Annotated in this window: 18 protein-coding genes; 7 read left to right on the top strand and 11 right to left on the bottom strand. The window is 67.8% G+C overall.

Features of this window, described 5'->3' with window-relative positions; all coding sequences use genetic code 11:
* Window positions 1-2: 2 nt before the first annotated feature.
* Genes E0H45_RS39470 through E0H45_RS39480 form a run of 3 tightly spaced genes read right to left on the bottom strand, consistent with a single transcriptional unit; the run spans window position 3 to window position 3,100 of the window.
* Window positions 3-830 (bottom strand): carbohydrate ABC transporter permease, encoded by an 828-nt coding sequence (locus E0H45_RS39470; protein ID WP_131347471.1) that lies wholly within the window; start codon window positions 828-830, stop codon window positions 3-5.
* Window positions 831-833: 3 nt separating this feature from the next.
* On the bottom strand, window positions 834-1,748 hold the full coding sequence (locus E0H45_RS39475; protein ID WP_131347473.1) for a carbohydrate ABC transporter permease: 915 nt from the start codon (window positions 1,746-1,748) through the stop codon (window positions 834-836).
* A 32-nt stretch (window positions 1,749-1,780) separates the two neighbouring features.
* Complete coding sequence (locus E0H45_RS39480) at window positions 1,781-3,100, bottom strand: ABC transporter substrate-binding protein (protein ID WP_131347475.1); 1,320 nt, start codon at window positions 3,098-3,100, stop codon at window positions 1,781-1,783.
* A 153-nt stretch (window positions 3,101-3,253) separates the two neighbouring features.
* Here E0H45_RS39480 and E0H45_RS39485 point away from each other — a divergent pair, with 153 nt between their 5' ends.
* The 3 genes from E0H45_RS39485 to E0H45_RS39495 all read left to right on the top strand — a co-directional run bounded on the left by E0H45_RS39485 (window position 3,254) and on the right by E0H45_RS39495 (window position 6,718).
* A complete protein-coding gene (locus E0H45_RS39485; protein ID WP_131347477.1) occupies window positions 3,254-4,006 on the top strand; it encodes a FadR/GntR family transcriptional regulator in 753 nt (250 codons plus the stop codon).
* Window positions 4,007-4,131: 125 nt separating this feature from the next.
* Window positions 4,132-6,144 (top strand): right-handed parallel beta-helix repeat-containing protein, encoded by a 2,013-nt coding sequence (locus E0H45_RS39490; protein WP_131347479.1) that lies wholly within the window; start codon window positions 4,132-4,134, stop codon window positions 6,142-6,144.
* Between the two features lie 52 nt (window positions 6,145-6,196).
* On the top strand, window positions 6,197-6,718 hold the full coding sequence (locus E0H45_RS39495) for a hypothetical protein (RefSeq protein ID WP_131347481.1): 522 nt from the start codon (window positions 6,197-6,199) through the stop codon (window positions 6,716-6,718).
* Here the strand turns inward: E0H45_RS39495 and E0H45_RS39500 are convergent.
* From E0H45_RS39500 to E0H45_RS39535, 8 genes are all read right to left on the bottom strand, one after another.
* A complete protein-coding gene (locus E0H45_RS39500; RefSeq protein WP_131347483.1) occupies window positions 6,715-7,038 on the bottom strand; it encodes a plasmid stabilization protein in 324 nt (107 codons plus the stop codon). The two genes, E0H45_RS39495 and E0H45_RS39500, sit on opposite strands and share 4 nt — an antisense overlap.
* A gap of 17 nt (window positions 7,039-7,055) precedes the next feature.
* A complete protein-coding gene (locus E0H45_RS39505) occupies window positions 7,056-7,850 on the bottom strand; it encodes a polyphosphate polymerase domain-containing protein (protein WP_131347485.1) in 795 nt (264 codons plus the stop codon).
* On the bottom strand, window positions 7,847-8,437 hold the full coding sequence (locus E0H45_RS39510) for a DUF4956 domain-containing protein (RefSeq protein ID WP_131347487.1): 591 nt from the start codon (window positions 8,435-8,437) through the stop codon (window positions 7,847-7,849). The genes E0H45_RS39505 and E0H45_RS39510 overlap by 4 nt, the downstream gene beginning before the upstream one ends.
* A gap of 81 nt (window positions 8,438-8,518) precedes the next feature.
* Window positions 8,519-9,178 (bottom strand): response regulator transcription factor, encoded by a 660-nt coding sequence (locus E0H45_RS39515; RefSeq protein WP_131347489.1) that lies wholly within the window; start codon window positions 9,176-9,178, stop codon window positions 8,519-8,521.
* Window positions 9,175-10,599, bottom strand: coding sequence for a sensor histidine kinase (locus tag E0H45_RS39520; protein WP_238155658.1), 1,425 nt, complete (start codon window positions 10,597-10,599; stop codon window positions 9,175-9,177). Before E0H45_RS39520 ends, E0H45_RS39515 begins: the two co-directional genes overlap by 4 nt.
* Window positions 10,565-10,831 carry a hypothetical protein gene (locus E0H45_RS39525; protein ID WP_165546771.1) on the bottom strand — a complete coding sequence of 89 codons (267 nt, stop codon included), beginning with the start codon at window positions 10,829-10,831 and terminating at the stop codon, window positions 10,565-10,567. The genes E0H45_RS39520 and E0H45_RS39525 overlap by 35 nt, the downstream gene beginning before the upstream one ends.
* 165 nt (window positions 10,832-10,996) lie before the next feature.
* Entirely contained in the window at window positions 10,997-12,259 is a 1,263-nt protein-coding gene (locus E0H45_RS43740; RefSeq protein WP_131347491.1) for a chitosanase, read from the bottom strand.
* Between the two features lie 125 nt (window positions 12,260-12,384).
* Window positions 12,385-15,771 (bottom strand): beta-N-acetylglucosaminidase domain-containing protein, encoded by a 3,387-nt coding sequence (locus tag E0H45_RS39535; RefSeq protein WP_131347493.1) that lies wholly within the window; start codon window positions 15,769-15,771, stop codon window positions 12,385-12,387.
* Window positions 15,772-15,940: 169 nt separating this feature from the next.
* On the opposite strand from E0H45_RS39535, the gene E0H45_RS39540 reads away from it, so the two are divergent.
* From E0H45_RS39540 to E0H45_RS43950, 4 genes are all read left to right on the top strand, one after another.
* Window positions 15,941-17,131 (top strand): family 16 glycosylhydrolase, encoded by a 1,191-nt coding sequence (locus tag E0H45_RS39540; protein WP_165546772.1) that lies wholly within the window; start codon window positions 15,941-15,943, stop codon window positions 17,129-17,131.
* A 12-nt stretch (window positions 17,132-17,143) separates the two neighbouring features.
* Entirely contained in the window at window positions 17,144-20,155 is a 3,012-nt protein-coding gene (locus E0H45_RS39545; protein ID WP_131347497.1) for a glycoside hydrolase family 16 protein, read from the top strand.
* 564 nt (window positions 20,156-20,719) lie between these two features.
* A complete protein-coding gene (locus E0H45_RS43745; RefSeq protein ID WP_272949018.1) occupies window positions 20,720-20,848 on the top strand; it encodes a hypothetical protein in 129 nt (42 codons plus the stop codon).
* The gene (locus E0H45_RS43950) at window positions 20,849-21,067 is read left to right on the top strand and encodes a DoxX family protein (RefSeq protein ID WP_202872762.1); all 219 of its coding nucleotides are present in this window, start codon (window positions 20,849-20,851) and stop codon (window positions 21,065-21,067) included.
* Window positions 21,068-21,082: the final 15 nt, after the last annotated feature.

Consider the following 21,082-nt stretch of genomic DNA (forward strand, 5'->3'; position numbering starts at 1 on the left):
GGCTATCCCTTGGTCGAGCCGGCGGTGACGCCGTCGGTGATCTGGCGCTGGAAGAACAGGTAGATCGCGATCACGGGCAGGGCCGCGACGAGCACTCCGCCGGCGAACAGCGGGATGTTGTCGGAGTACTGACCGCGCAACGCGGTGACACCGACCATCAGCGTGCGGTGCTGCTCGGACTGCATCACCAGCAACGAGATCAGGACGTCGTTCCAGCAGAACAAGGCGTTGAGGATCCCGACCGAGAGCAGGGCCGGACGTCCGAGCGGCAGCATGATCCGCCGGTACACGCCGAGCGTCGTACTGCCGTCGACCCGCGCGGCCTCGACGATCTCGGCCGGGATGCGCGAGTAGAAGCTCGTCATCAGGAAGATCGTGAACGGCAGGAACTGGCCGGTGTAGGCGAGGATCAGCCCCACGTGCGTGTCGAGCAGGTGGATCTGTCCGAGCACCCGGAAGAACGGCACCATGATCACCTGGAACGGAATCATCAACGCGCCCAGGCAGACCAGGAACAGCCACCGGCGCCCACGGAACGTCAGCTGGCTGAACGCGTACCCGGCCATCGATCCGAGCAGCAGCAACAGCGCGACCGAGCCCGCGGTGACCACCACCGAGTTGAAGGTGTAGCGACCGAGACCGGAGGAGTTCCAGGCGTCGGCGATGTTCGCGGCGGTCAGGTGATCGGCCAGCGAGAACCGGTCCAGGACGTACTCGCGCCGCGACTTCATCGCGACGTTCAGCGTGAACACCATCGGATAGATCGTGGCCAGCGCCAGCAGGCACATCGGGATCGCGACGACCCAGCGTCCGAATCCACGTTCGCGCATCGCTCACACCTCCTTGGTGGCGCGCTTGATCAGGCGGATCTGCGCGAGCCCGACCAGCAGCATCAGCACGAACAGCACCATCGACGCGGCCGAGGCCAGCGCCGGGCTGTTCATCTGGCTCTGGGTGACCCAGATGTAGAACTCCGGCAGGTACGTCGCACCGCCCGGCCCGCCCGCGGTCATCACATAGATCAGACCGAACATCCCGGTCAGCATCCCGATCATCGTGGTGACGAAGACGAACTGGATCGTCCGGCTGAGCTCCGGGATCACCACGTGCCAGACGGTCTGCGGCAGCGTCGCGCCGTCGCACCGCGCGGCGTCGAGCAACGACTGGTCCAGCGTCGAGAACCCGGCCATGAAGATCACCAGCGCCATCCCGAACGTCGCCCAGATGTGCACGCCGATCACCGACAGGATCGCGATGTGCGAGTTGCCCAGCCAGTCGACCGGCCCGATACCGGCCTTGCCGAGCAACTGGTTCAGCGGACCGTCGAACGACAGCAGAATGTTGAAGATCGCGCCGATGATCACCGGCGACAGCACCACCGGGAAGAAGTACACACTGCGGTAGAACCGATGGCCGGGAACCTTCAGGAACAGGAAGGTGGCCAGCAGCCCGGGTACGGCGACGGCGACCGGCAACGCCAGGAACAACAGGCCCACGTTCCTGACCGCGGTCCGGAACACCGGATCGTCCAGCAGCGTGCGGTAGTTGGCCAGGCCAACGAACAGGCCGTTGCGGTCCCCGTCCCCGGTGAGCGAGTACTGCGCACCGAGGACGAGCGGCACGATCCGCAGCCCGACGATGATCAGCAACGCCGGTGTCACCAGCACCAGCGCCGCGATCTTGTGCTCGCTGAGGTGCCACCGGCGGACTGCCGTCGTACTGCGTTGTGCCGTGGCTGCCTGCGCCATCGTCTGATCTCCGGACCCTGCGACTTGTTGGGTCACTTGTCCGACGCCGCCAACTGGGTCAGCACCTGGTCGACCGTCACGTCACCGCTGATCAGTTGCTGGGAGAGCCGGTGCATGAGGTCGAGCGTCTTCGCCGACAGCGCGGTGTGCAGCAGCGGCTTGCTGTCCGGCAGCCAGGACACGATCTCGCCGGCCGCCTTCACGTCGACCGACTTGGTGTCGACGGTCTTGTCGGCCGCGATCGCGCCGGCCTTCTCGAAGAACGACTTCTCCGCGTCGGTGCTCGCCAGGCTCTTCACCAGGTCGACGGCGAGTGCGGGGTCCTTCGTCCACTTCATCACGCCGTACCCGATGCCGCCCTCCGCGGGCAGGAAGGTCGAGGTGACGTTCGCCGGGTTCGACACCGGCGGCTTGTAGACGCCGAGGTCCGGGCCGAGGAACTCGTCGAACGACTTCCAGTGCGCGGTGTCGGAGATCAGCCCGATCACGTTGCCGCCCTTGCCGCCGGAGAACATCGTGAACTGGTCCATGAACATGGCGGTCGAGTTGACGCCCTTGTTGTACCAGCCCTCGTCGTTCGTCTGCTTCCACAGCTCGAAGATCTGCTTGACCTCAGGCGACTTCCAGTCCCGCTTGCCGGCCAGCCAGGCGTCGTACTGCGCGGGGCTGAACACGCCGGGGCCGAAGCCGGACAGGAAGAACTCGATGCCGAGGCCTTCCTTGTTGCCGAGGTTGAAGCAGGCGTTGCCGGACTTCTTGATCGCCGCGCAGGCGGTCTGCAGCTCGGTCAGGGTCTTCGGCGGCGTCTCCGGGTCGAGGCCGGCCTTCTTGTAGACGGCCTTGTTGTAGTAGAAGGGGAAGCCTTGCAGGGTGACCGGTACGGCGTACGTCGCGCTGCCCTTGCGGAACGCGTCCCAGCCGACCAGCCGGTCCTTCAGGTCACCGACCTTGTCGTCCAGCGGCAGCAGTGAGGAGGCCCGGTCCCGCATCTGCGCGCCGCCGTTGAACATCGAGATGTCCGGGCCCTTGCCGGCCTGGATCGCCGTACCGAGCAGTGTGTAGTACTGGTCGTACGGCTGCGCGACGAACTCGACCTGGACGCCCGGGTGCTTGGCCTCGAAGTCCGACTTGGCCTTCGCGTAGTACTCCTTCGTGGTCGCGTCACCGGAGTGCCAGTCCCAGACGACGAGCTTGCCGCCGCCCGTGCTCGCCCCACTGCCGGACTGGGTCTGCGGGGCGGCGGCACCGCACGCGGCGGACACGAGTGCCAGCGCCGGAACGAGAGCGGCCGCGAACCAGCCGCGCCGCGAGCTGCGGAGTCCCCGGGTGGTCGGACCTGAGGCGGTCGGCATGATGGCGCCCTCCTTCTTCTGTCGAGTTCGTTGAGCCTTGCGACTCGGTTTGATGTTAGTTGTCTGTTGTCTGTTGTCAAGAGTTTGTTGACTGCTGAAGGATGGGCGAGAATCCGGTGACAGACATCGGTGCAGACGAACTCGGGAGGCATCATGGCGTCGGACCCCGGACAGGCAACCGTGCGACTCGCGCCGGCGGCGGCCGCGCAACGTCCGGCGCGGCTGGCCGACCTCGTGGTCGAGTCGATCCTCGACGGGGTGGTGTCCGGCGCGATCCAGCCGAACGCCGTACTGCCGCCGGAATCAGCGTTGTCCGAGCAGTTCCAGGTCAGCCGGATCACCGTCCGCGAGGCGGTCAAGCTCCTCGAGGCCAAGGGCCTGGTCGAGGTCCGCCGCGGGATCGGCGCGGTGGTGAAGGACGACTCGAACTGGAACCTGCTGGACTCCGCGGTGCTCGCGGCCGCGGTCCGCAACGACGCGAATCTGGGCATCCTCGACGAACTGGTCGGCGTCCGCGTCGCGCTCGAGTCCAACCTGGCCGGCCTGGCCGCGGCACAGGCGACCGACGAGGACCGCGCGGCGATCGAGGCGATCTTCCACCGCCTCGAGGCCGACACGGCACGCCCCGAGGTCTTCATCCAGACCGACGTCGAGTTCCACGACCAGATCATGGCCGCATCCGGGAACCGGCTGGCCCGGTCCATCGTGAGCACGGTGCACAGCCAGGCCCGGACCAGCATGCGCTACCAGGGCCACCCGAGCGTCGAGGACGTCCGTACGACGAACTCAGAGCACCGGATCGTGCTGGAACGGATCCTCGACCGCGACGCCGCCGGCGCCGCCGAGGCCATGACCAACCACATCAACTCCGCCTGGCAGCGCCGGCGCCCACTCCCGCGCGGGTAGCCCTCACCGGAGGCCGAATCAGGACCAGTGGTCTCGGTGGTCGAGATCAACTGTTGACCGATCGAGAAGTCGCTTCTACGTTGCCGCTGACAGATGTCAGACAACAGACGACATAGGAGTCAAGCATGACCCGACCTCGTCCGCTCCGAGTGATCGCCGCCGCCTGCGCGCTCGTCCTCGGCGCCGCCGCCCTCTCCGCCTCACCCGCTTCGGCCGCCTCGCGGCCGACCAACGTCATCCTGGTCGCCCCCGACGGCAAGAAGCCCAAGGACCTGCACGCCGACCAGGTCGTTCGCACTCTCGACGCCGCCCAGACGCTGGCCCGGGCGAAGAACTCGACCGCCGACGTCCGGGTCCTGCTGACCGGCGGCACCTACGAGCTGGACCAGCCGCTGCGCTTCGGCTCCCGCGACGGCGGCCGCAACGGGCACACCGTCACCTGGCAGAGCGTGCCCGGGCAGCACGCCGTACTGTCCGGTGGCTCCAAGGTGACCGGCTGGACGCTGACCGACCCGGCGAAGAACATCTGGTCCGCCGACGTCCCGGTCGGCAGCCGGTCGCGCCAGCTGTACGTCGACGGACAGCTCGCGCAGCGCACCCAGCTGCTGCTGGCGGAGTCGAAGAAGACCCGCGACCATCTGGTCTTCAGCCAGCGCGGTCTGACCGTCAACGATCCGGCACTGGCCGAGCGCATCGCCGGGCTGTCGAACCCCGGCGACCTCGAGATCGAGGAGCTGGGCTCGTTCACGGACCGCTACTCCCCTGTCCAGACGGTCGACGGCAGCACCCTGGTGATGGAGCAGCCGGCCTGGGACAACAACAACTTCGGCTACGACACGCTGAAGTCGCCGTACAACCGCGGTGCGATCTACCTGAACAACGCGTACGAGCTGCTCTCCGGCCCGAACCAGTGGTACCTCGACTCCGCGAAGGGCAAGGTCTTCTACCGGCCGGCCGACGGGCAGTCGATGGCGGCTACCGACGTACGGCTGCCGCGGCTGGAGTCGCTGGTGCAGGTCAGCGGCAGTTACCGCGACCCCGTCCAGAACCTTGCCTTCAGCAACCTCACGTTCGCGCACACGACCTGGAACTCCCCGAGCGGGCCGCAGGGGTACGTCGACCAGCAGAGCGGCGCGCACATCGTCGGGGAGTACGCCAAGCCGGCCGACTTCCTGACCAGTTGCCAGGACGGCTGTCCCGAGTTCGAGAAGACCCGTAACGAATGGCACCAGATCCCGGCCGCCGTCCAGGTGTCCGCCGCCGAGCACGTCGCCTTCGACGGCAACAGCTTCGAGCAGCTCGGTTCCGTCGGGCTCGGCCTCGGCATGGACCCGAACGCGCACGCGTCCGGCATCGGGTACGGCGCCGCCGAGATCGATGTCCGGGGCAACAGTTTCACCAACAGCGCCGCCTCCGCGATCGTGGCCGGTGGCGTGCAGCCCGACGCGCACCATCCGCGGGACCCGCGGATGACGAACCACGACGTACGCATCGTGGACAACACGATCAAGGGCGTGTCGAAGAACTACCGGGACAATGCCGGCATCCTGTCGACGTACGTCACCCGCGCGACGATCACACACAACACCCTCACCGACCTGCCGTACGACGGCGTCGACATCGGCTGGGGATGGGGCATCAACGACCCGGGCGGCAACCAGTACTACCTCGAGGCCGGGCTCTACAACTACCAGCCGATCTACCGGACGCCGACGACGTTCCTGGAGAACTACGTCGCCTACAACCTGATCCACGACACCAAGCAGGCGATGCACGACGGCGGCAGCATCTACACGCTGTCGTCGAGCCCCGGCACCGTGATCGAGCGCAACTACGTGTACGACAGCCAGGTGACGTTCGGCGCCCTGATCGACCAGGGGACGAGGTACGTCGTGATGCGTGACAACGTGTTCCTGGGCAGCAGCCGCTGGGTCTACATCAACGCCGACGCCGGCAACCCGGACACCTTCAACACCAAGGACAACCTGGTCACCGGCAACTGGTGGGACGTCGGCCCGGCCCGCAACCCCGAGGGTCCCGGCTACAACAACCAGGTGATCGACAACACCCAGATCACCGACGGCGTCTTCCCGCCGGAGGCCCGCAAGGTCATGACCGAAGCAGGCGCCCGCCGCTGACCGCCGCAGGCCCGGTCATACCGATGGGTACCGGGGGTGTGAGGTGGTTCAGATGTATGACGTGTTGGTGTTGGCCGAGGAAGAGGTCAGCGCGCCCGATGCGAAGCAGATCGTGCAGTTGTACGCGGACGCCACTGACCCGGTGAAGTTCCATGTGCTGATTCCGTGTGAGAACGCGAAGGCGCAGGTCGAGGCGTCGTTGACCGGGCTTGCCGGGCCGGATCTGTTCGGGACGCCGAGTCAGCTGTACGGCGGCCCGCCGGACGACGAGGTACGGCGAGCGGGGGACGACGCGCAACGTGAGGTCGACGCGCACGCCACCGAGGCGCTGGAACGCAGCGTCGGGCGGTTGCGGTCCTACGACCGGGAGGCGGAGGGCATCATCACGCACCGGCACCCGGTCGACGAACTCGTGGACTACATCCCGCGCGTGGGCGGGCGGGAGGTCGTCGTCCTCACCCGCCCGCACGTCATCGCCCAACTGCTCCACGTCGACTGGTCCGCCCAGGCCCGCCGGCACCTCGGCGTACCGGTCCTCCATCTCCTCGAACAACACCCGAAGGATGCCGACTAGCGGCCGACGGCCTTGGCGAGCTGGGCCTTCGTCATCTTGGAGCGGCCCTTGATGTTCTTCTGCTTGGCCTCGTTGTAGAGCTGTTCCTTCGTCCGACCCTTCGACCCACTGTGCGAGCGCAGGCCGCCACGGCGCCCGGACGAGATGTCGTGGGTGGAGGAACGGCTCGACTCCTTCGCCTCGCCGGAGCGGGCGCGTTCCTTGTTCACGGTCCGCGCCGCGATCTCCTCGGCGACGTCCTCGCTCCGGCCCCGGTCCTTGAGGCCTTCCTTGATGTGCTCGTACTGCCGTTCACGCTTCCGATTCGATCCAGCAGGCATGTCCGTCACTCCTTCCGTCACGCCTCCCGGTACCCGGACCTCCCGGCCACAACCAAGCTGTGGACAGTTCGGTGCCAAGGGTTGGCTCGGAGCGTGGGGTTCAGGAGGGCAGCGGCCACGCAGTACTTGCTGACCTGGATCGGGCGGACTCGGAGATCCCGCAGTACGGCGTCGGCGGCTCCGGCGCGGCCGTTGGTCTTGCTTTCGACGAGAACGGCCTCGGGCAGCACGTCGATCGACCTGGTCGCGTCGGAGAAGCGCAGGTCGATGTCGCAGGTCAGGCGCTCGTGCGCCGTCGGGTCGGTGAGGGTGCTCCTGCGGTACGTCGTGACGAGCGCGGGTTGCAGTCCGTCCACGGGCCCCACGCCGTACGCCGTCCTGAGCTGCTCGGCGAGGAAATCGCGGGCGGGGTCGGTCAACCGTCCGCGATCCGAGGCGGCGTACGGCAAGCGTGACTTGATCGTCTCGGAGCGATTGCCCTTCAGCTTCACCTCGAAGCTGCACTCGCCGCTGTCGAGATAGGTCCGCGTGCGCACCTTGTACCGGTAGCGCCGGCGCTGGAGGTGCTGCCGGTACAGCCCGTGCGACGGCGTGTCGAAGTACACGGACTCGTACTGAAACGTCCGCTGCCCGTCGATCTCCAGTACCGCGAACCGATCGCGCAGCCGGTTCACCAGTTCGACGAAAACCCCGACCGGCACCAGGTACTTGCGATCCACCCGAACCTGCAACGCCGCCTCCGCCAGCACGTCCTCCAACGAGATCGGCGGCAACTCGGCCAACGCGCCCGTCAACGCGGCCCGGGTCCTCATGACGCGTACCGCTGGAACGGACGTACGGCGGCCGGCGCATCCACCCGCGTGCGATAACGCACGTCCACGACGGTCGTGTCCGTGACCAGATCCAGATCGAGTACGACGAAGTACCGGACGTCGGCGCGCAACAACCGCTCGAGCGCCGGACCGACGTCACGGACATCCGGATACGCCTGATCGAGAACGACCTTCTGCCGCCGGGACCGCAGCGTGAGTCGTGGATGGTCGACGACGTACATCAGGGCGACCAGCAGGAAGCTCAACGCGGGCGCGAGCCAGAACGGGCCGGGGTGCAGGCCGTTGACGAGGCCGAGGGCCAGCGAGATGAAGTAGTACGCGACCTCTTCCTGGGTGATCGAGTCCGAGCGGAGCCGGATGATCGAGAGGATCCCGAACAGGCCGAGCCCGAGTCCCGTCCCGGCGCCGCTGCCGGCCAGCATCGCGGTGACCGCGAGGACGCCGACGTTCAGCGCGACGTACGCGAGCAGCAGGTCGCGCCGGTGGTAGCGGCGGAAGTAGGTGCCGTAGGCAAGCAGACCGATGGCGAGCAGATCGGCGGGTATCGCGAGTCCCAGACCGGACATGGTTTTCCTCCAGGTGGCTGATGTTGCTTCCACCTTTCCGCCCGTGCGTGAGAGCTCGCTGAGCCGATCGTTAGAGGGCTCTCACGGAAGCAGGCGGTACCCCATCCCGCGCACGGTCTGGATCCGGTCGGCACCGAGTTTGCGCCGCAGGTACCGGATGTAGACGTCGACCACGTTCGAGCCCGGGTCGAAATCGAAGCCCCAGACCTGCGAGAGCAGCTGTTCGCGGGACAGCACCTGGTCGGGATGGCGGCAGAACACCTCGGCGAGCAGGAACTCCCGCGCCGTCAGGTCGATCGACGCGCCGTCGACGAACGCACGCCGGGTCCGCAGGTCCAGGCTGAGCTCGCCGACCTGCAGGATGTTCGCGTCCGGCGTACCTTCACTGCGCAGCCGGAGCCGGATCCGCGCCAGCAACTCCTCGAACGCGAACGGCTTGGCGATGTAGTCGTCCGCGCCGCCCTCCAGACCGGCGACCGTGTCCCGGACGCTGTCGCGCGCGGTCAGGATCACCACCGGCATCGCAACCCTTGCCTCACGCAACCGTCGCAGGACGGTGAACCCGTCCACCCGCGGCAGCCCGATATCCAGGACCATCAGGTCGTAGTTGCCGGTAGCACCTTCCTGGTACGCCGTCTCGCCGTCGCCGACCACCGTCGTGACGAACCCGTTGCTGCGCAGGCCGCGCTCGACGAACGAGGCGATCCGCTCCTCGTCCTCGGCGATCAGAATCCGGTTCACTCCGCCTCCACTCCGGCCGGCAACGACAGCTCGAACCGCGCCCCCGGCCCGGCCGCGAGCCGGACGTCGCCACCATGCGCCCGGGCGATCGATCGTACGATGGCCAACCCCAACCCGGCTCCTTCCGTACGGCGCTGCGCCGTACCGCGGGCGAACCGCTCGAAGATGCGCTCCCGATCCTCCGGCGGAACCCCCAGCCCGGAGTCGGCCACCCACAGCAGCACGCTCCCGTCGGCGTCGAGGTACGACCCGACCTCGATCCGGTCATCAGTCTTCGTGTGCCGGACCGCGTTGGACACCAGCTGCATCAACGCCTGCGTGAGCCGCTGCCCGTCGGCGACGATCGTCGCGTCCGCGGTCGCCGCGACTCGCCAGGCCCGCTCGGCCAGCGGTCGCGCCTTGGCCACCACCTCGACGACGAGCTCGGTCAGGTTGATCTCGCCGAGCTCGAGGAATCCGGGCCGGTCGCTCTTCGCCAGGACCAGCAGGTCGTCGACCATCCGGTTCATCCGGGCCAGCTCGTCCAGCACCAACGCCTTCGTCTCGGCGCGGTCCCGCGGGTCGTCACCCATCAGCTCCAGGTGCCCGCGAATCACGGTGATCGGCGTCCGCAGCTCGTGCCCGGCGTTGTCGACGAACTCGCGCTGCGCGACGAACGCGTCCTCGAGCCGGTCCAACATCGTGTTGAACGTCCGCGCCAGGTGCGCGACGTCGTCGTTGCCCACGACATCGATCCGGCGCCGCAGGTCGGTCTCGCTGATCCGCTCGGCCGTCGTCCGCAGCTGCCGGATCGGCGCGAGCACCCGACCGGTGACCAGCCAACTCGCGCCGGCGGCCAGCACGAGCGTGATCGCGGCGATGATCACCAGCGCGCTGGCCGCCTCCATCGACGGCTGCGCGATCAGGTCCCGGAACTCGAGCACGACGAGCTGCGCCTTGACCGGCTGCGCCCCGATCCGCACCGGAAGTACGCCGTACCGGACGCGGCCCGCGCTGCTGTCGATCCAGCCGTACGCCGGTTCCTTGGCGCCGGCAAGACGCCGCACGAAGGCCGCGTCGGTGTCGAGACGCGCGGGCGGACTGCCCTGGCTGCGGTGGTACGGGTTGCCGTTGACGATGGTGAAGAGGGCCTCGGAGTCGTCGGGCAGATTGCTCTGTAGCCAGCGGTCCAGCAGGTCCTCCGGACGCTGGAAGGACGCGGCGGCGGGCGACGCCGCGAAGGCGCGGAACTTGTTCGCCTCATGGGTGAGTTCGTCGTCCGCGGAGTCGTCGGCGCGGGCCGCGAGCACCTGCCAGGTGAGGAAGACCAGGGCGCCCAGGGCGAGCGTGAGAACGCCGAACATCCAGCCGATGATCCGCACCCGGGCGCTGACCACCGGGTGGCGGTCAGCCATCGTCGTCCGGGTCGTCCACACCGTCATCGTCGTCGTCCACCCCGGCCGTCCGGGCCGGCGCGGGCGAAACCGGTGAGGCTCCCTTGCCCGTGGTCGGCGACGTCGAGGGAACCGGGGTCGGCGTAACGGTAGAGGCCGGTACGACGACTGTGTCGCCGAGTTCCGGCGCGGACCGGCCGGCCAGGTACCGGGGCAGCACGAACCCGGCCACCACCAGCACGCCGGCGACGACCCCGTAGATCACGCGTGGAGATCGCATCCTCAAAGCCTGCGATCCCTCCCGAAGAACCGCATGAGCCGAACATTACAGACTTCTCATGTTCCAAGGCCTCGTGCTGTTCGCGCGGCTGGCAGGTTGTTGCGCAAGTGGCGGGTTGTAGCACGCCAGGCGTAAAACAACCCGCCACCGCGCAGTTCGATGTGGCTAGTTGGTCTTGCCGAAGGCTTCTAGTTCGTAGAGGGAGTAGCCGTAGGTCGTGCCGCGTGCGGTGCCGTAGATGCGCAGGTACCGGCCCTGGCCGTTCAGGTTCGACCATTCGTCGGTGCCGCCGTTGCCTGCCGTCTCGGTGGTGAGGTTCGTCCAGGTGGAGCCGTCGGCGGAGATCTCGACCCGGTAGGCCTTCGCGTACGCCGCCTCCCAGGTCAGCTTGACCTTCGAAACGGTTACTCCCGCTCCGAGATCGACCCGGATCCACTGCGGATCGGACCCTTCGGCGCTCGCCCAGCGGGTGGACGTGTTGCCGTCGACAGCGCGGTCGGCGGTCAGCGTCGAGTCCTCCGTCGAGGAGGAGGTCGTCGGCCGGTGCTGCGAGATCAGCACACCGGCCGGGTCCGGGCCCGGATCGGTACCGGGGTCGGGATCGGTGTCGATGCGGAACGGCTCGCCGTACACCGCCCAGGCCAGCGGCGTGTTCAGGTCAAGGTTCCCGTTGTCGAGGAAGACGCGTTGTGCGGTGTCGACCCGGCTGGTGTCCTCGTGCGCCTCCTCCTTCTTCATCTCGACGACGCGTGCATCGAGGAAGGCGTTCAGGTACTCCGTCTCGTCGCCGCCGTCGGCCGGGGTGTCGGCGTGGTCCTTCGCGTCGGCGCGGATGCTGTCGAGGCCTCCCTCGCCGTGCATGACGATGGCGTCGTAGTAGGCGAACTGTCCCAGCGTCCGCAGGCCGTCCTGCTTGGCCAGCGTGACGGCCGGGTTGAAGTAGACACGGTCGCGTTCGTGTTCCTGCGCTGCCTGGAACTCCGTCGTCGTGGCCGCCTGCTTCCAGGCGTCGGTGAAGCCGGGGTCGAGACCCTCGTGCGAGTCACTGCCGTCGACCTCCCGGAGCGCCGGAAGGTACTCGGCGAGCGGGTTGTCCGGCACCTGATCGGTGTAGTACTCGACCAGTTCGAGCATGTCGTGCGTCCCCGAGCAGAAGCCGATGATGCCGGCCGTGTAACCGCGACCGTCGTCGATGTCCTCGATGTAGCCGAACTGGTCCCGCCAGTTCAGGGACGAGTTCTCCGCGGAGGAAACGATCTGCTGGGCGATTTCCTTCTTCACCGGATCGTCCAGGTCCGCCGCCTCGGCCGCATGACCGACACCGAGGAACACGGTTGCCGGTACGGCGGCCAACGCCAGGGCTGTCACGATCCGTCCAACGACCCGCCAGGGCGGGCCGGACGCCATCTTCAGCGAATGCGTACGCATGCTCTTCTCCTTCTTCCGGGTGGGGCGGAGCCCAGGCAGGGAGGGTGCGCTCGACTGTTAGGAAACTTTCCTAATCGTCACAGGTATTGATAGCGCGCCACACCCCGCCGCCGCAAGAGGAGAGGTCAGATTGCCGGGTAAGCCTCGAGCTCGTAGAGGGAGTAGCCGTACTGCGTGGCACGGTGCACACCCTGCAGGCGGACGTAGCGCCCGGTGGCGTCGAGCCAGAGCGTGTCGGTCCCGCCGTCGCCGTCGGTCACCTCGGCCGCGGTCGTCCAGGTACTCCCGTCATCCGAGACCTGCACCTGGTACGCCGAGCCGTACGCCGCCTCCCAGCGCAGCACGACCTTGCCGAGGCGCGTCGTCGTACCGAGATCGACCTGGAGCCAGGAGGCGTCGTCGTACCCGGACGCCCAGCGCGTGGCCGTGTCTCCGTCGACTGCGAGGCCGGCGGTGAACGACGTACCGGGTTCGATGCTCGAGGCAACGGCCGGGTGATCCAGCGCGACGTTGGCGGCACCGGTGCGAGGCCGTACGGCGACCCGCAGGACGGCGTCGAAACTGGTCGTGCCGGAGGTGAACGTCACCGGAATGTCCACGTCTGCAAGGGCCGCGTCGGCGGGAGGAGTCAGCTTCACGGTGACAGACTGGGTGAATCCGCGTTTGACGGTGACCGGCGTACTGGCCGGATCCGCGGTCCATCCTGCCGGCGGGGCGACGCGCAAGGTACCGGTCACGTCCGCACCGCGTTCAGCGGAGATGTCGATCACGAAGCTCGACGCTGCACCGCGGACCACGTCGGCCCGGTCCGCGTCGACGTGCAGCCCGGCGAGCGGCGTGTCACTCCACAGCGGCACGATCTCAGCCACAGCCGGAGTTCCGCTCTTCCACACCAGCCGCACGGCCTCGGCGCGAAGATCGTTCGCCGGCACCTCGGCGTACGCCGATGACACCGTTCCGATCCGCTGCCAGGCTCCCCCGACCTGGACCTCCACGTCCGCCGACCCCACGTTCGCCGACTGCTGGAGAATCGTGAGACCCGCCAGTTCCCTCGGCGCCGACAGGCCGACGGTCAACGCATCGCCGGGACCGGGCGCCGCGACCGGCACGTAGGCAGTGTCCAGGTTTCCGTCCACCGCACGCTGGTACGACGATCCCGGCGCGGGCGCCGGCGTACCACCGGCTGTCAGCGTCGTCTTCCGCCCGCCGATCGTCTCGACCGAGAACTCTCGCACCACCACCCAGAAGTCGGTCGCGGACAACGACCGGTACCGCACGTAGCGCGCGGTCGTGCCGGCCGGTGCCGTGGTCCGCACTTCGGCCGTGGTCGCGCGCGTCAGCTCGGTCCACCGCGTGCCGTCGAGCGAGTACTCCAACGCGCCCGACTGGATGTAGTCGTTCGGGCTGGACGTCTTGCCCATCAGCAGTTCGATCGCGCCGATGGTCGCCGGTTCACCGAGATCGACGCGGACTTCGGAGCCCTGATCGGGGGTGCCGTTGCTCCAGAAGAACGTGTTCGGGTCGCCGTCGACCATCCGCGCCGGCACGTTGTCCTGGTAGGTCCCCAGGTTCGTCGTCGCGGTGCGACCCGGCTGTACGCCGAGCCAGCGGTCGTGGACGCGGCCGGTCTCGGCGATCAGTTCGTCGACCACCCGTTCGCCGATCCGCGGATAGGTGCCGCTGTGCGGCAGGCGGCCGTCCCGGATCGCCTTGGCCTCGGTCACGAGACCGCTCATCTGCTGCCGAGCGGTCCAGGCCGCTGCTCCGTCGCCGGCATCCAGAGCCGCGAGCAGATCGAGGGCGCGCCCCATCGCCTGTCCCCACAACTCTGTTGCCTTGAGCCACGATTCCGCCTCGTCGGCGAAGGCGGGATCGACAACTCCCGACCGGATCGTCCCCGGTGCAGCGGTGATGGCGTTGACCCGCGGGCGCAGGCCGGCGATCGCCTGGGCACGCTGCCCGGATCGCCACAGCTGCCAGAACTGCTCGACCGCGGCACCGAACACCGGAGCACTCTCCGGATGCAGCGTGCCGTCGTACGTGTTCAGATCCGCGAACACCTGCAGAGCCGCGGTCGTAGCCGCATTGCCGCCCGCCCGCTCGGCCAGCGCGCGACGCCAGGACGCCTGCTCGTCGTACTTCGCCGGGTTCCAGCCGAGTTCGGCGAACGAGTACAGCGCGATCTTGCTGACCGCCGCCTGGTTCATCGGGTTCGAGATGACGCCGGCGACGTGATCGGCGATCGCGGGCTCACGGCCGCTGTACGGCGCGAGCAGCAGCCGGCCGGCGGCGTAGTCGTTGACCGGGTAGTTGTCCCAGATCAGGATGTCGTGGCCGAACACGGCCTTCGCCTGGGCCGCCTGCGCCGCCGTGATCGTCCGCGGCACCACCCCGATGCCGGTCCAGTGCACGACCACGTCGGTGTCGAGCTGCTCCCGCAAAGCCTTCTTGTACGGCGTTTCGCTGACGTTGTAGTACTCCGTCGGCACCATCTGCAGCGGCGCGACATCCGCCTTCGTCTCCACCCATTCGCGCTGCACCCGGTTGAGCAGATCGCTCTGCGCCCGGCCGGCGGCGCCCCCGCCGGTGCCGTACTTCGCCTTGTCCGCGTCGCAGTGCCAGGAGTTGTAGTCGATGTCGTCGAGCGGCACGTTGAAGGATCGGGCGCCCACGTCGTACAGCGCCTGGAACTTCGCGATCAGGGCCTGGAAGTCGGCGTCCGAGGTGTAGCAGATCGACAGGCCCGGCGAGAGCGCGAAGGTGAAGTCGACCTTGTTCTGGCGCGCGCGGGTGACGAGCTCGGCGAGTTGGGCGAGCTTGTCGGCCGGGTACGGGTCGCGCCACTGCTCCCGGTGGTACGGGTCGTCCTTCGGCGCGTACTCGTACGTGTTCATGCGATGGTCGCCGAGGTAGCTGAGCTCGTCGAGGCGGTCCGCGTGCGACCAGGGCGTGCCGTAGAAGCCCTCGATCGCACCGCGGTAGCGCATCGTCGGCCAGTCCCGGATCGCGACGCCGGGCATCCAATCGCGGCCAGGGCGGGCCTGGATCAGCTGGGCGAGCGACTGCGCCGCGTAGTACGTGCCGTCGGAGTCGACGCCGTCCAGGACCACGTGACCGCGATCGTGCCGGTCGCGACCGGCGGCGAGAACGTACCCCTCGACGGGCAAGCCGGTGCTGTCCGGAACGTGCAAGGCACCGAGCACCGACGCGTCACGGCCCAGCCAGATGGTCGTCGGCGTACCGGGGTCGCTGCCGTTCGTGGTCCGGATGCTCGTCACGCCGGCGCGGTTCAAAGCCTGGCGTACGACGCGCTCGGCATCCGCATCGGTGCGCGAGGTGCGTACCAGCCCGACGACCGGGGTGAGCGGGAAGCCGTCGGCACGTTGCACGAGTTGCTGTGGCTCGGGTGAGACCGCAGCAACCGCGGCACCGGTCGCCCCGGCGTACTGAGGCAGGAGTGCGAGCGGGGCAACCAGGGCGAACACGCTGACAGCAGACCGGAGCAGGCGCATGAGTCTCCTCGGGCAGGGCGGGTGAAGCCAGTTAGCCAGTGCGCGGAACTGCACGTCAAGTGCTCGGGCTAGGCAGTTTCAGGCAATCTTTCGCTCGCGTGGGATTGGATATTCACATAGTGGATCTGGAATGTTACGGTCCTGCAAGGTTCCGGACCGGAGGTGCGAGATGCGACTTGCTGGGGCTGGTGTCGGGCTGTTGGTGGTTACGTCGATGCTCGTGGCGGCGAAGCCTGTTGAAGCCGTGGATGCAGTGGATGCCGCGCCCGCGGCCGGCTACGCGCTCTCGTGGGCCGACGAGTTCGACGGCACTGCCCCGGACACCGCGGAGTGGAACTTCCGGACGGACTTGAAGGGCAGTCAGCAGCTCGCCGACAACGTCAAGGTCGGCAGTGGACTGATGACGATCTACCTGTGCCCGAAGAACCGCGCGGGCGAGAACTGCCAGAACACAGTGGCCTCGGGCAACACGTACACAGGCGGCGGTCTGATCAGCAAACGCAGGCTGCGCTACGGCTACTACGAGACGCGGGCGAAGATGAACGTCGGCAGCGGCTGGCATTCCTCGTTCTGGGCGGCACAGAGCGGTGGCGCCAGCCCGCAGACCGAGATCGACGGCTTCGAGGTCGACTCGAACCTACCGGCGAAGATCCGGCACAACGTGTTCGCCTGGGGGCAGGGATACACGCCCACCAGCAACGTCTACGACCTCACCTTCGACACTTCGGCTGCCTTTCACACGTACGGGTTCGAGTGGCTGGAAGACTCGGTCCGGTTCTACGTCGACGGCACCCTGGTCGAAGAAGGCGACGTATCGGCGGCGTACCCGGCCGACAGCTACGTGCACAACTACCTCAACGTGTGGCTGACGTCGATCGCCTACAAGCCGATCGAGAATCCGGTGGACGAAAGCGCGCTGCCCGGGAAGGTGCAGTTCGACTACTTCCGCTACTACCAGCGCGACGCGTACGCCGACAACGACACCCCCGGCGGGAGTTACACCGAGACCGGCACCGGCTGGGGGGCGACCGGAGTTCGGGCCTTCGCCGGACTGACCGGGCGCTACTCCTGCGACAGCGGGACCGCCGCGCGGTGGACGATCGCTCCCCCGGCCACGGGAACGTACGACGTCTACTTCTACCGAGCCGGTGGCGCCGGCGGACAGGTCGACGCACCCGTCACGGTCTGGGACGGCGGTACCGCGCTGATCCGGTCCGAGGTCGATCTGACGCAGCCCAGTGGCTGGGTCCTGCTCGGCAACCACGCTCTGACCGGCGGTACGTCGTACATCGTGCGGATCGATCGCGACGGGGCGGGCTGTATCCGCGCCGACTCCGTCAAGCTCGTCCGCTCAAACTAGGAGGTCGCGGTCGTGAAGGTCCGCAAATCTGTCCACGCCGGAATCGTCGCTGTGCTGCTCGCCGCGGGACTGGTGAACACACCGCCTGCTTCGTCGGTGCCTGCTTCTTCGGTGGAGGCCACGCCTGTTCTGCCGGTTCCGGGGTACCAGCTCGCCTGGTCCGACGAGTTCGACGGTGCGCGGCTCGACACCGGTTCGTGGTTCTACCGCGAGGGCGAGAAGGCGATCTGCTCGAACAACCCGGGCAACGTCTCGGTCGCCGACGGTTCGCTGCGCATCGCGTTGAAACGCGAGGACCGTAACGGGATGCCGTACACCTGCGGTGGCGTGATCAGCCAGAAGACCTTCGGCTACGGGTACTACGAGACCCGCGCGAAACTGTGGGGCGACCAGGGGTTCCACTCGGCGTTCTGGACGACCGGGCTGTCCGACTACGTGCCGGACACCCCGCAGTACAAGGGCCCGAACAACCGGGTGAACGAGATCGACGGCTTCGAGGTCGACTCGCACGCGCCCGATGTCTTCAGCCAGGTCTCGCACTGGTTCGTGCCGCAGCACGTCGGCAATCCGGGCGGGGTGTACCGCGGTCCGGATTCCTCCGACGGCTACCACGTCTACGGCTTCGAATGGACGCCGACCCAGGTGCGCTACTTCATCGACGGCCAGCTGACGCGCGTCCTGCCGAAGCCCGGACCGCACGGCCTGCAGAACATCTGGCTCACGACCCTCGGATTCACCGCACCGGTCGACGAGACCAATCTGCCCGGCGAAACGGCCTGGGACTACTTCCGGTACTACGCTCCGGTCCAGCCGGACGCCGACGTGTCCGCCGGCACGGTCGTCGTCGACAACGGCGACTCCGGGTACGCCGAATCCGGTCGGTGGACCGATGACGTCACCGACGGGCACCACCAGACGTTCGGCTTTCAGGACAAGGACGTACGGCGCACCGACGACCCGACGGCATCGGCCGCCTGGCGACCACAGCTGCCGGCCAAGCAGTCGTACGAGGTGTTCGTCTGGAACCCGAGCTTCCTGCACACCGGCCAGAAGGCCGCGCGCTACACCGTGAGTCATGACGGCGGCCAGACCGCGGCGGTCGTGAACCAGGACAGCGCCGGTCAGCAGTGGGTCAGCCTTGGGGCTTACCGGATGACGCCTGGCCGCGGTCAAGGAGTACGCGTCACATCGGATCCGGCAGGCAGCGGCACGCTGCGCGCCGACGCGGTGAAGTTCGTCCCGGCAGTTGTCGTGGACAACGATCAGACCGGGTACAGCGAACAAGGACCGTGGCAGTCCTCGAGTTCCGTGACCGGGTGGCGCGGGCAGGACACCCGGTGGTCGGGCGACCCGGCCGCGACGGCGCGCTGGGCGCCGACGTTGCCGCGCAGTACGACGTACGACGTCTATGCCTGGATCCCGGACGGCCGGCAGGACAGCGAGACTCGCATCGGAGTCACGGATCCTGGCTACACAGAGTCCGGTGCGTGGGCCGCCTCGAGTCTGACCGGTTGGGACGGTACGGCGACCAGGACGACGAACGACACGAAGGCCACGGCGGAGTGGCGGCCGGAGCTGCCGATCGCCGGGCGGTACGAGGTGTCCGCCTGGGTGCCGAACGATGCGATCAGCACCACCGCGGCGCGCTACACGGTCGATCATCCGGGTGGTCAGAGTTCGGTCGAGGTCGATCAGACGACGGGTGGCAAGCAGTGGGTGTCGTTGGGCACCTACGATTTCGCTGCGGGGACGGCGGGACGGGTCACGATCGCCAACGCCGCGGGGCGTGGTTATCTGCGAACCAACGTGGTGCGGTTCGTTCGCGTGGGCGCAGATGAGGCCACGCCGCCGACGTACACCGTCACGCATGCCGGCGGGGTCAGCACGGTCGCGCCGGATCTGAGCCTCGGGGTTGATCGCTGGGTCAAGCTGGGGAACTTCGCATTCGAGGCCGGTAGCAAGGGTTCGGTCACGGTCAGCGCGTCGGGTGGGGTCGTGCGCGCCGACGCCGTCAAGTTCCTGGCGGCGCCTGCTCGCAATCAGTTGCCGTCAGCACCGAATGCGGTGACTGCGTTCGTGCAGCCGAACCCGTCGAACGGCGACCAGGTCCTCCAGGTGCGATGGCTGCCGACCGGCGCGATCGGGTACCACGTGTACCTCGACGGGAATCGGGTCACCTGGCAGCCGGTCCGCGGTGGCTCGTTCCGGATGTACGAGCTGCTTGCGGGACAGACGCATCGAGTGACCATGACCTCGGTCGATCGGACCGGCAAGGAGTCCGCGCCGTCGACGCCCTTCGTGGTTCGTGTCCCGGTGGACAAGGTGCCTCCGGCAACACCGGCACAAGTGTCGGCTGAGGCGACCAACGGTGGCGCGGTGCTGTACTGGCCGCAGAGCACCGAGGTAGATCTGCACGGATACAACGTGTACGTCGACGGGCGGCGGATCACCGACGTACCGACCGGCAACCCGGCGGACGCACAGTCGCGCGCACTCGGCTTCCCGGTGCCGGACCTCACGAACGACGTCACCCATACCCTCGCGGTCACCGTGGTGGATCAGAGCGGCAACGAGTCGAAGCCGGCGACCGTGCCGGTGACACCGAAGCCGATGGCTGTCGTCGGAATCACCGACCCTGGCTACACCGAGACAGGAACCTGGTCCGGGTCGAGCGTCGCCGGCTGGCAGGGCACGTCGACCCGGACCAGCAACATCGCCACGGCGACCGCCGACTGGCGCCCAACTCTCGAAACCTCCGGCGAGTACGACGTCTACGCCTGGGTCCCGAACCACCTGAACAGCACCACCGCCGCTCGCTACACCGTCACCCACGCGAGCGGATCCGACGCGACCACCCTCGACCAGACAACCGGCGGCGCCCGCTGGATCCTCCTCGGTCGCTACCCCTTCACCGCCGGCACCACAGCCCACATCACCCTCACCAACGCGGCGGGCACCGGCTGGCTCCGCACCAGCGCCGTGAAGTTCGTGCCCGCTACGTCAGGACTCGGGGGTGCCCGGTAACGGGGTGCCGCGTTCGTCGGGAGCACGATCGGCAACCGCGCACCGAACGGCCGGACACCCAGCGAGCGCCGTACAAACCCTCCAGATGGTCAGCAATCCGGCAAAACTGACCGGCCTCCACATCTCGGCTAGTGCCCCGTCAAGAATCGTTCGGGTCGCAAATCCGTCAGCTCGCCCGGTCCGCCTCCTACGCCCGCGCGACGGCGCGCCGTGCTCGTGCCCCCTCCCCAAACCGGTTTGGGGAGTCCTGCCTCCCCAAACCGGGAGGTAAGACTCCCCGGTCTGTGCGCAGCCTCCTCCCCAAACTGGTTTGGGGAGTATTACCTGCCCGAATCGGGAGGTCGGACTCCCCGGTCTGTGCGCAGACCCTCCCCAAACCGGTTTGGGGAGGGTCTGCGTCGGTGGGGTGAAGACGTCTCGCCGGAGTGGTGGCGAGTTCGTCGATGAGAGTCAGCGGTCACGGCGGCGTGCCTCGCCCATGAGCGTTATGACCCAAACGTTCCTTGACGAGGTACTAGCTGTCTCGTCCGTGAGGCGCCCAACGCCCCACGGATCGGAGACCTCGTGTACGTCGCCTACCTCGCCACCACCCTCCTGGCCGCCGCACTCACCGGCAGCGCCGCGGTCGCGAACGTCCTCCGCCACGACTACCCCAAGGCCCAGGCCGACAAGATCCGCGTCGACCACAAGTAGATCCTCCCTTTCGGCCTCCTCCTCGGCGCCGGTTCGATCGGTCTCCTGGCCGGCCTCGCCGTACCGCCACTAGGAGTCCTCGCCGCCGCAGGCCTCGTCCTGTACTTCCTCGCCGCCCTGACCGCCCACCTCCGAGTCCACGACCACAACCTCGCCCCGTGGACCCTGTACTTCACAACCTGCGCAGCTGCTCTCGTCACCACCATCGCCTACCACTGAACTCCCGCCAGGTCG

Origin of the sequence: Kribbella soli (assembly GCF_004331345.1) — a bacterium.
In the GTDB taxonomy this organism is placed as follows: Bacteria; Actinomycetota; Actinomycetes; order Propionibacteriales; family Kribbellaceae; genus Kribbella; species Kribbella soli.

What these genes read in the sequence shown, in the direction of transcription:
- E0H45_RS39470 (WP_131347471.1), bottom strand. Translation starts at nt 830, where the DNA reads ATGCGCGAACGTGGATTCGGACGCTGGGTCGTCGCGATCCCGATGTGC.
- E0H45_RS39475 (WP_131347473.1), bottom strand. Translation starts at nt 1,748, where the DNA reads ATGGCGCAGGCAGCCACGGCACAACGCAGTACGACGGCAGTCCGCCGG.
- E0H45_RS39480 (WP_131347475.1), bottom strand. Translation starts at nt 3,100, where the DNA reads ATGCCGACCGCCTCAGGTCCGACCACCCGGGGACTCCGCAGCTCGCGG.
- E0H45_RS39485 (WP_131347477.1), top strand. Translation starts at nt 3,254, where the DNA reads ATGGCGTCGGACCCCGGACAGGCAACCGTGCGACTCGCGCCGGCGGCG.
- E0H45_RS39490 (WP_131347479.1), top strand. Translation starts at nt 4,132, where the DNA reads ATGACCCGACCTCGTCCGCTCCGAGTGATCGCCGCCGCCTGCGCGCTC.
- E0H45_RS39495 (WP_131347481.1), top strand. Translation starts at nt 6,197, where the DNA reads ATGTATGACGTGTTGGTGTTGGCCGAGGAAGAGGTCAGCGCGCCCGAT.
- E0H45_RS39500 (WP_131347483.1), bottom strand. Translation starts at nt 7,038, where the DNA reads ATGCCTGCTGGATCGAATCGGAAGCGTGAACGGCAGTACGAGCACATC.
- E0H45_RS39505 (WP_131347485.1), bottom strand. Translation starts at nt 7,850, where the DNA reads ATGAGGACCCGGGCCGCGTTGACGGGCGCGTTGGCCGAGTTGCCGCCG.
- E0H45_RS39510 (WP_131347487.1), bottom strand. Translation starts at nt 8,437, where the DNA reads ATGTCCGGTCTGGGACTCGCGATACCCGCCGATCTGCTCGCCATCGGT.
- E0H45_RS39520 (WP_238155658.1), bottom strand. Translation starts at nt 10,599, where the DNA reads ATGACGGTGTGGACGACCCGGACGACGATGGCTGACCGCCACCCGGTG.
- E0H45_RS39525 (WP_165546771.1), bottom strand. Translation starts at nt 10,831, where the DNA reads ATGCGATCTCCACGCGTGATCTACGGGGTCGTCGCCGGCGTGCTGGTG.
- E0H45_RS43740 (WP_131347491.1), bottom strand. Translation starts at nt 12,259, where the DNA reads ATGCGTACGCATTCGCTGAAGATGGCGTCCGGCCCGCCCTGGCGGGTC.
- E0H45_RS39535 (WP_131347493.1), bottom strand. Translation starts at nt 15,771, where the DNA reads ATGCGCCTGCTCCGGTCTGCTGTCAGCGTGTTCGCCCTGGTTGCCCCG.
- E0H45_RS39540 (WP_165546772.1), top strand. Translation starts at nt 15,941, where the DNA reads ATGCGACTTGCTGGGGCTGGTGTCGGGCTGTTGGTGGTTACGTCGATG.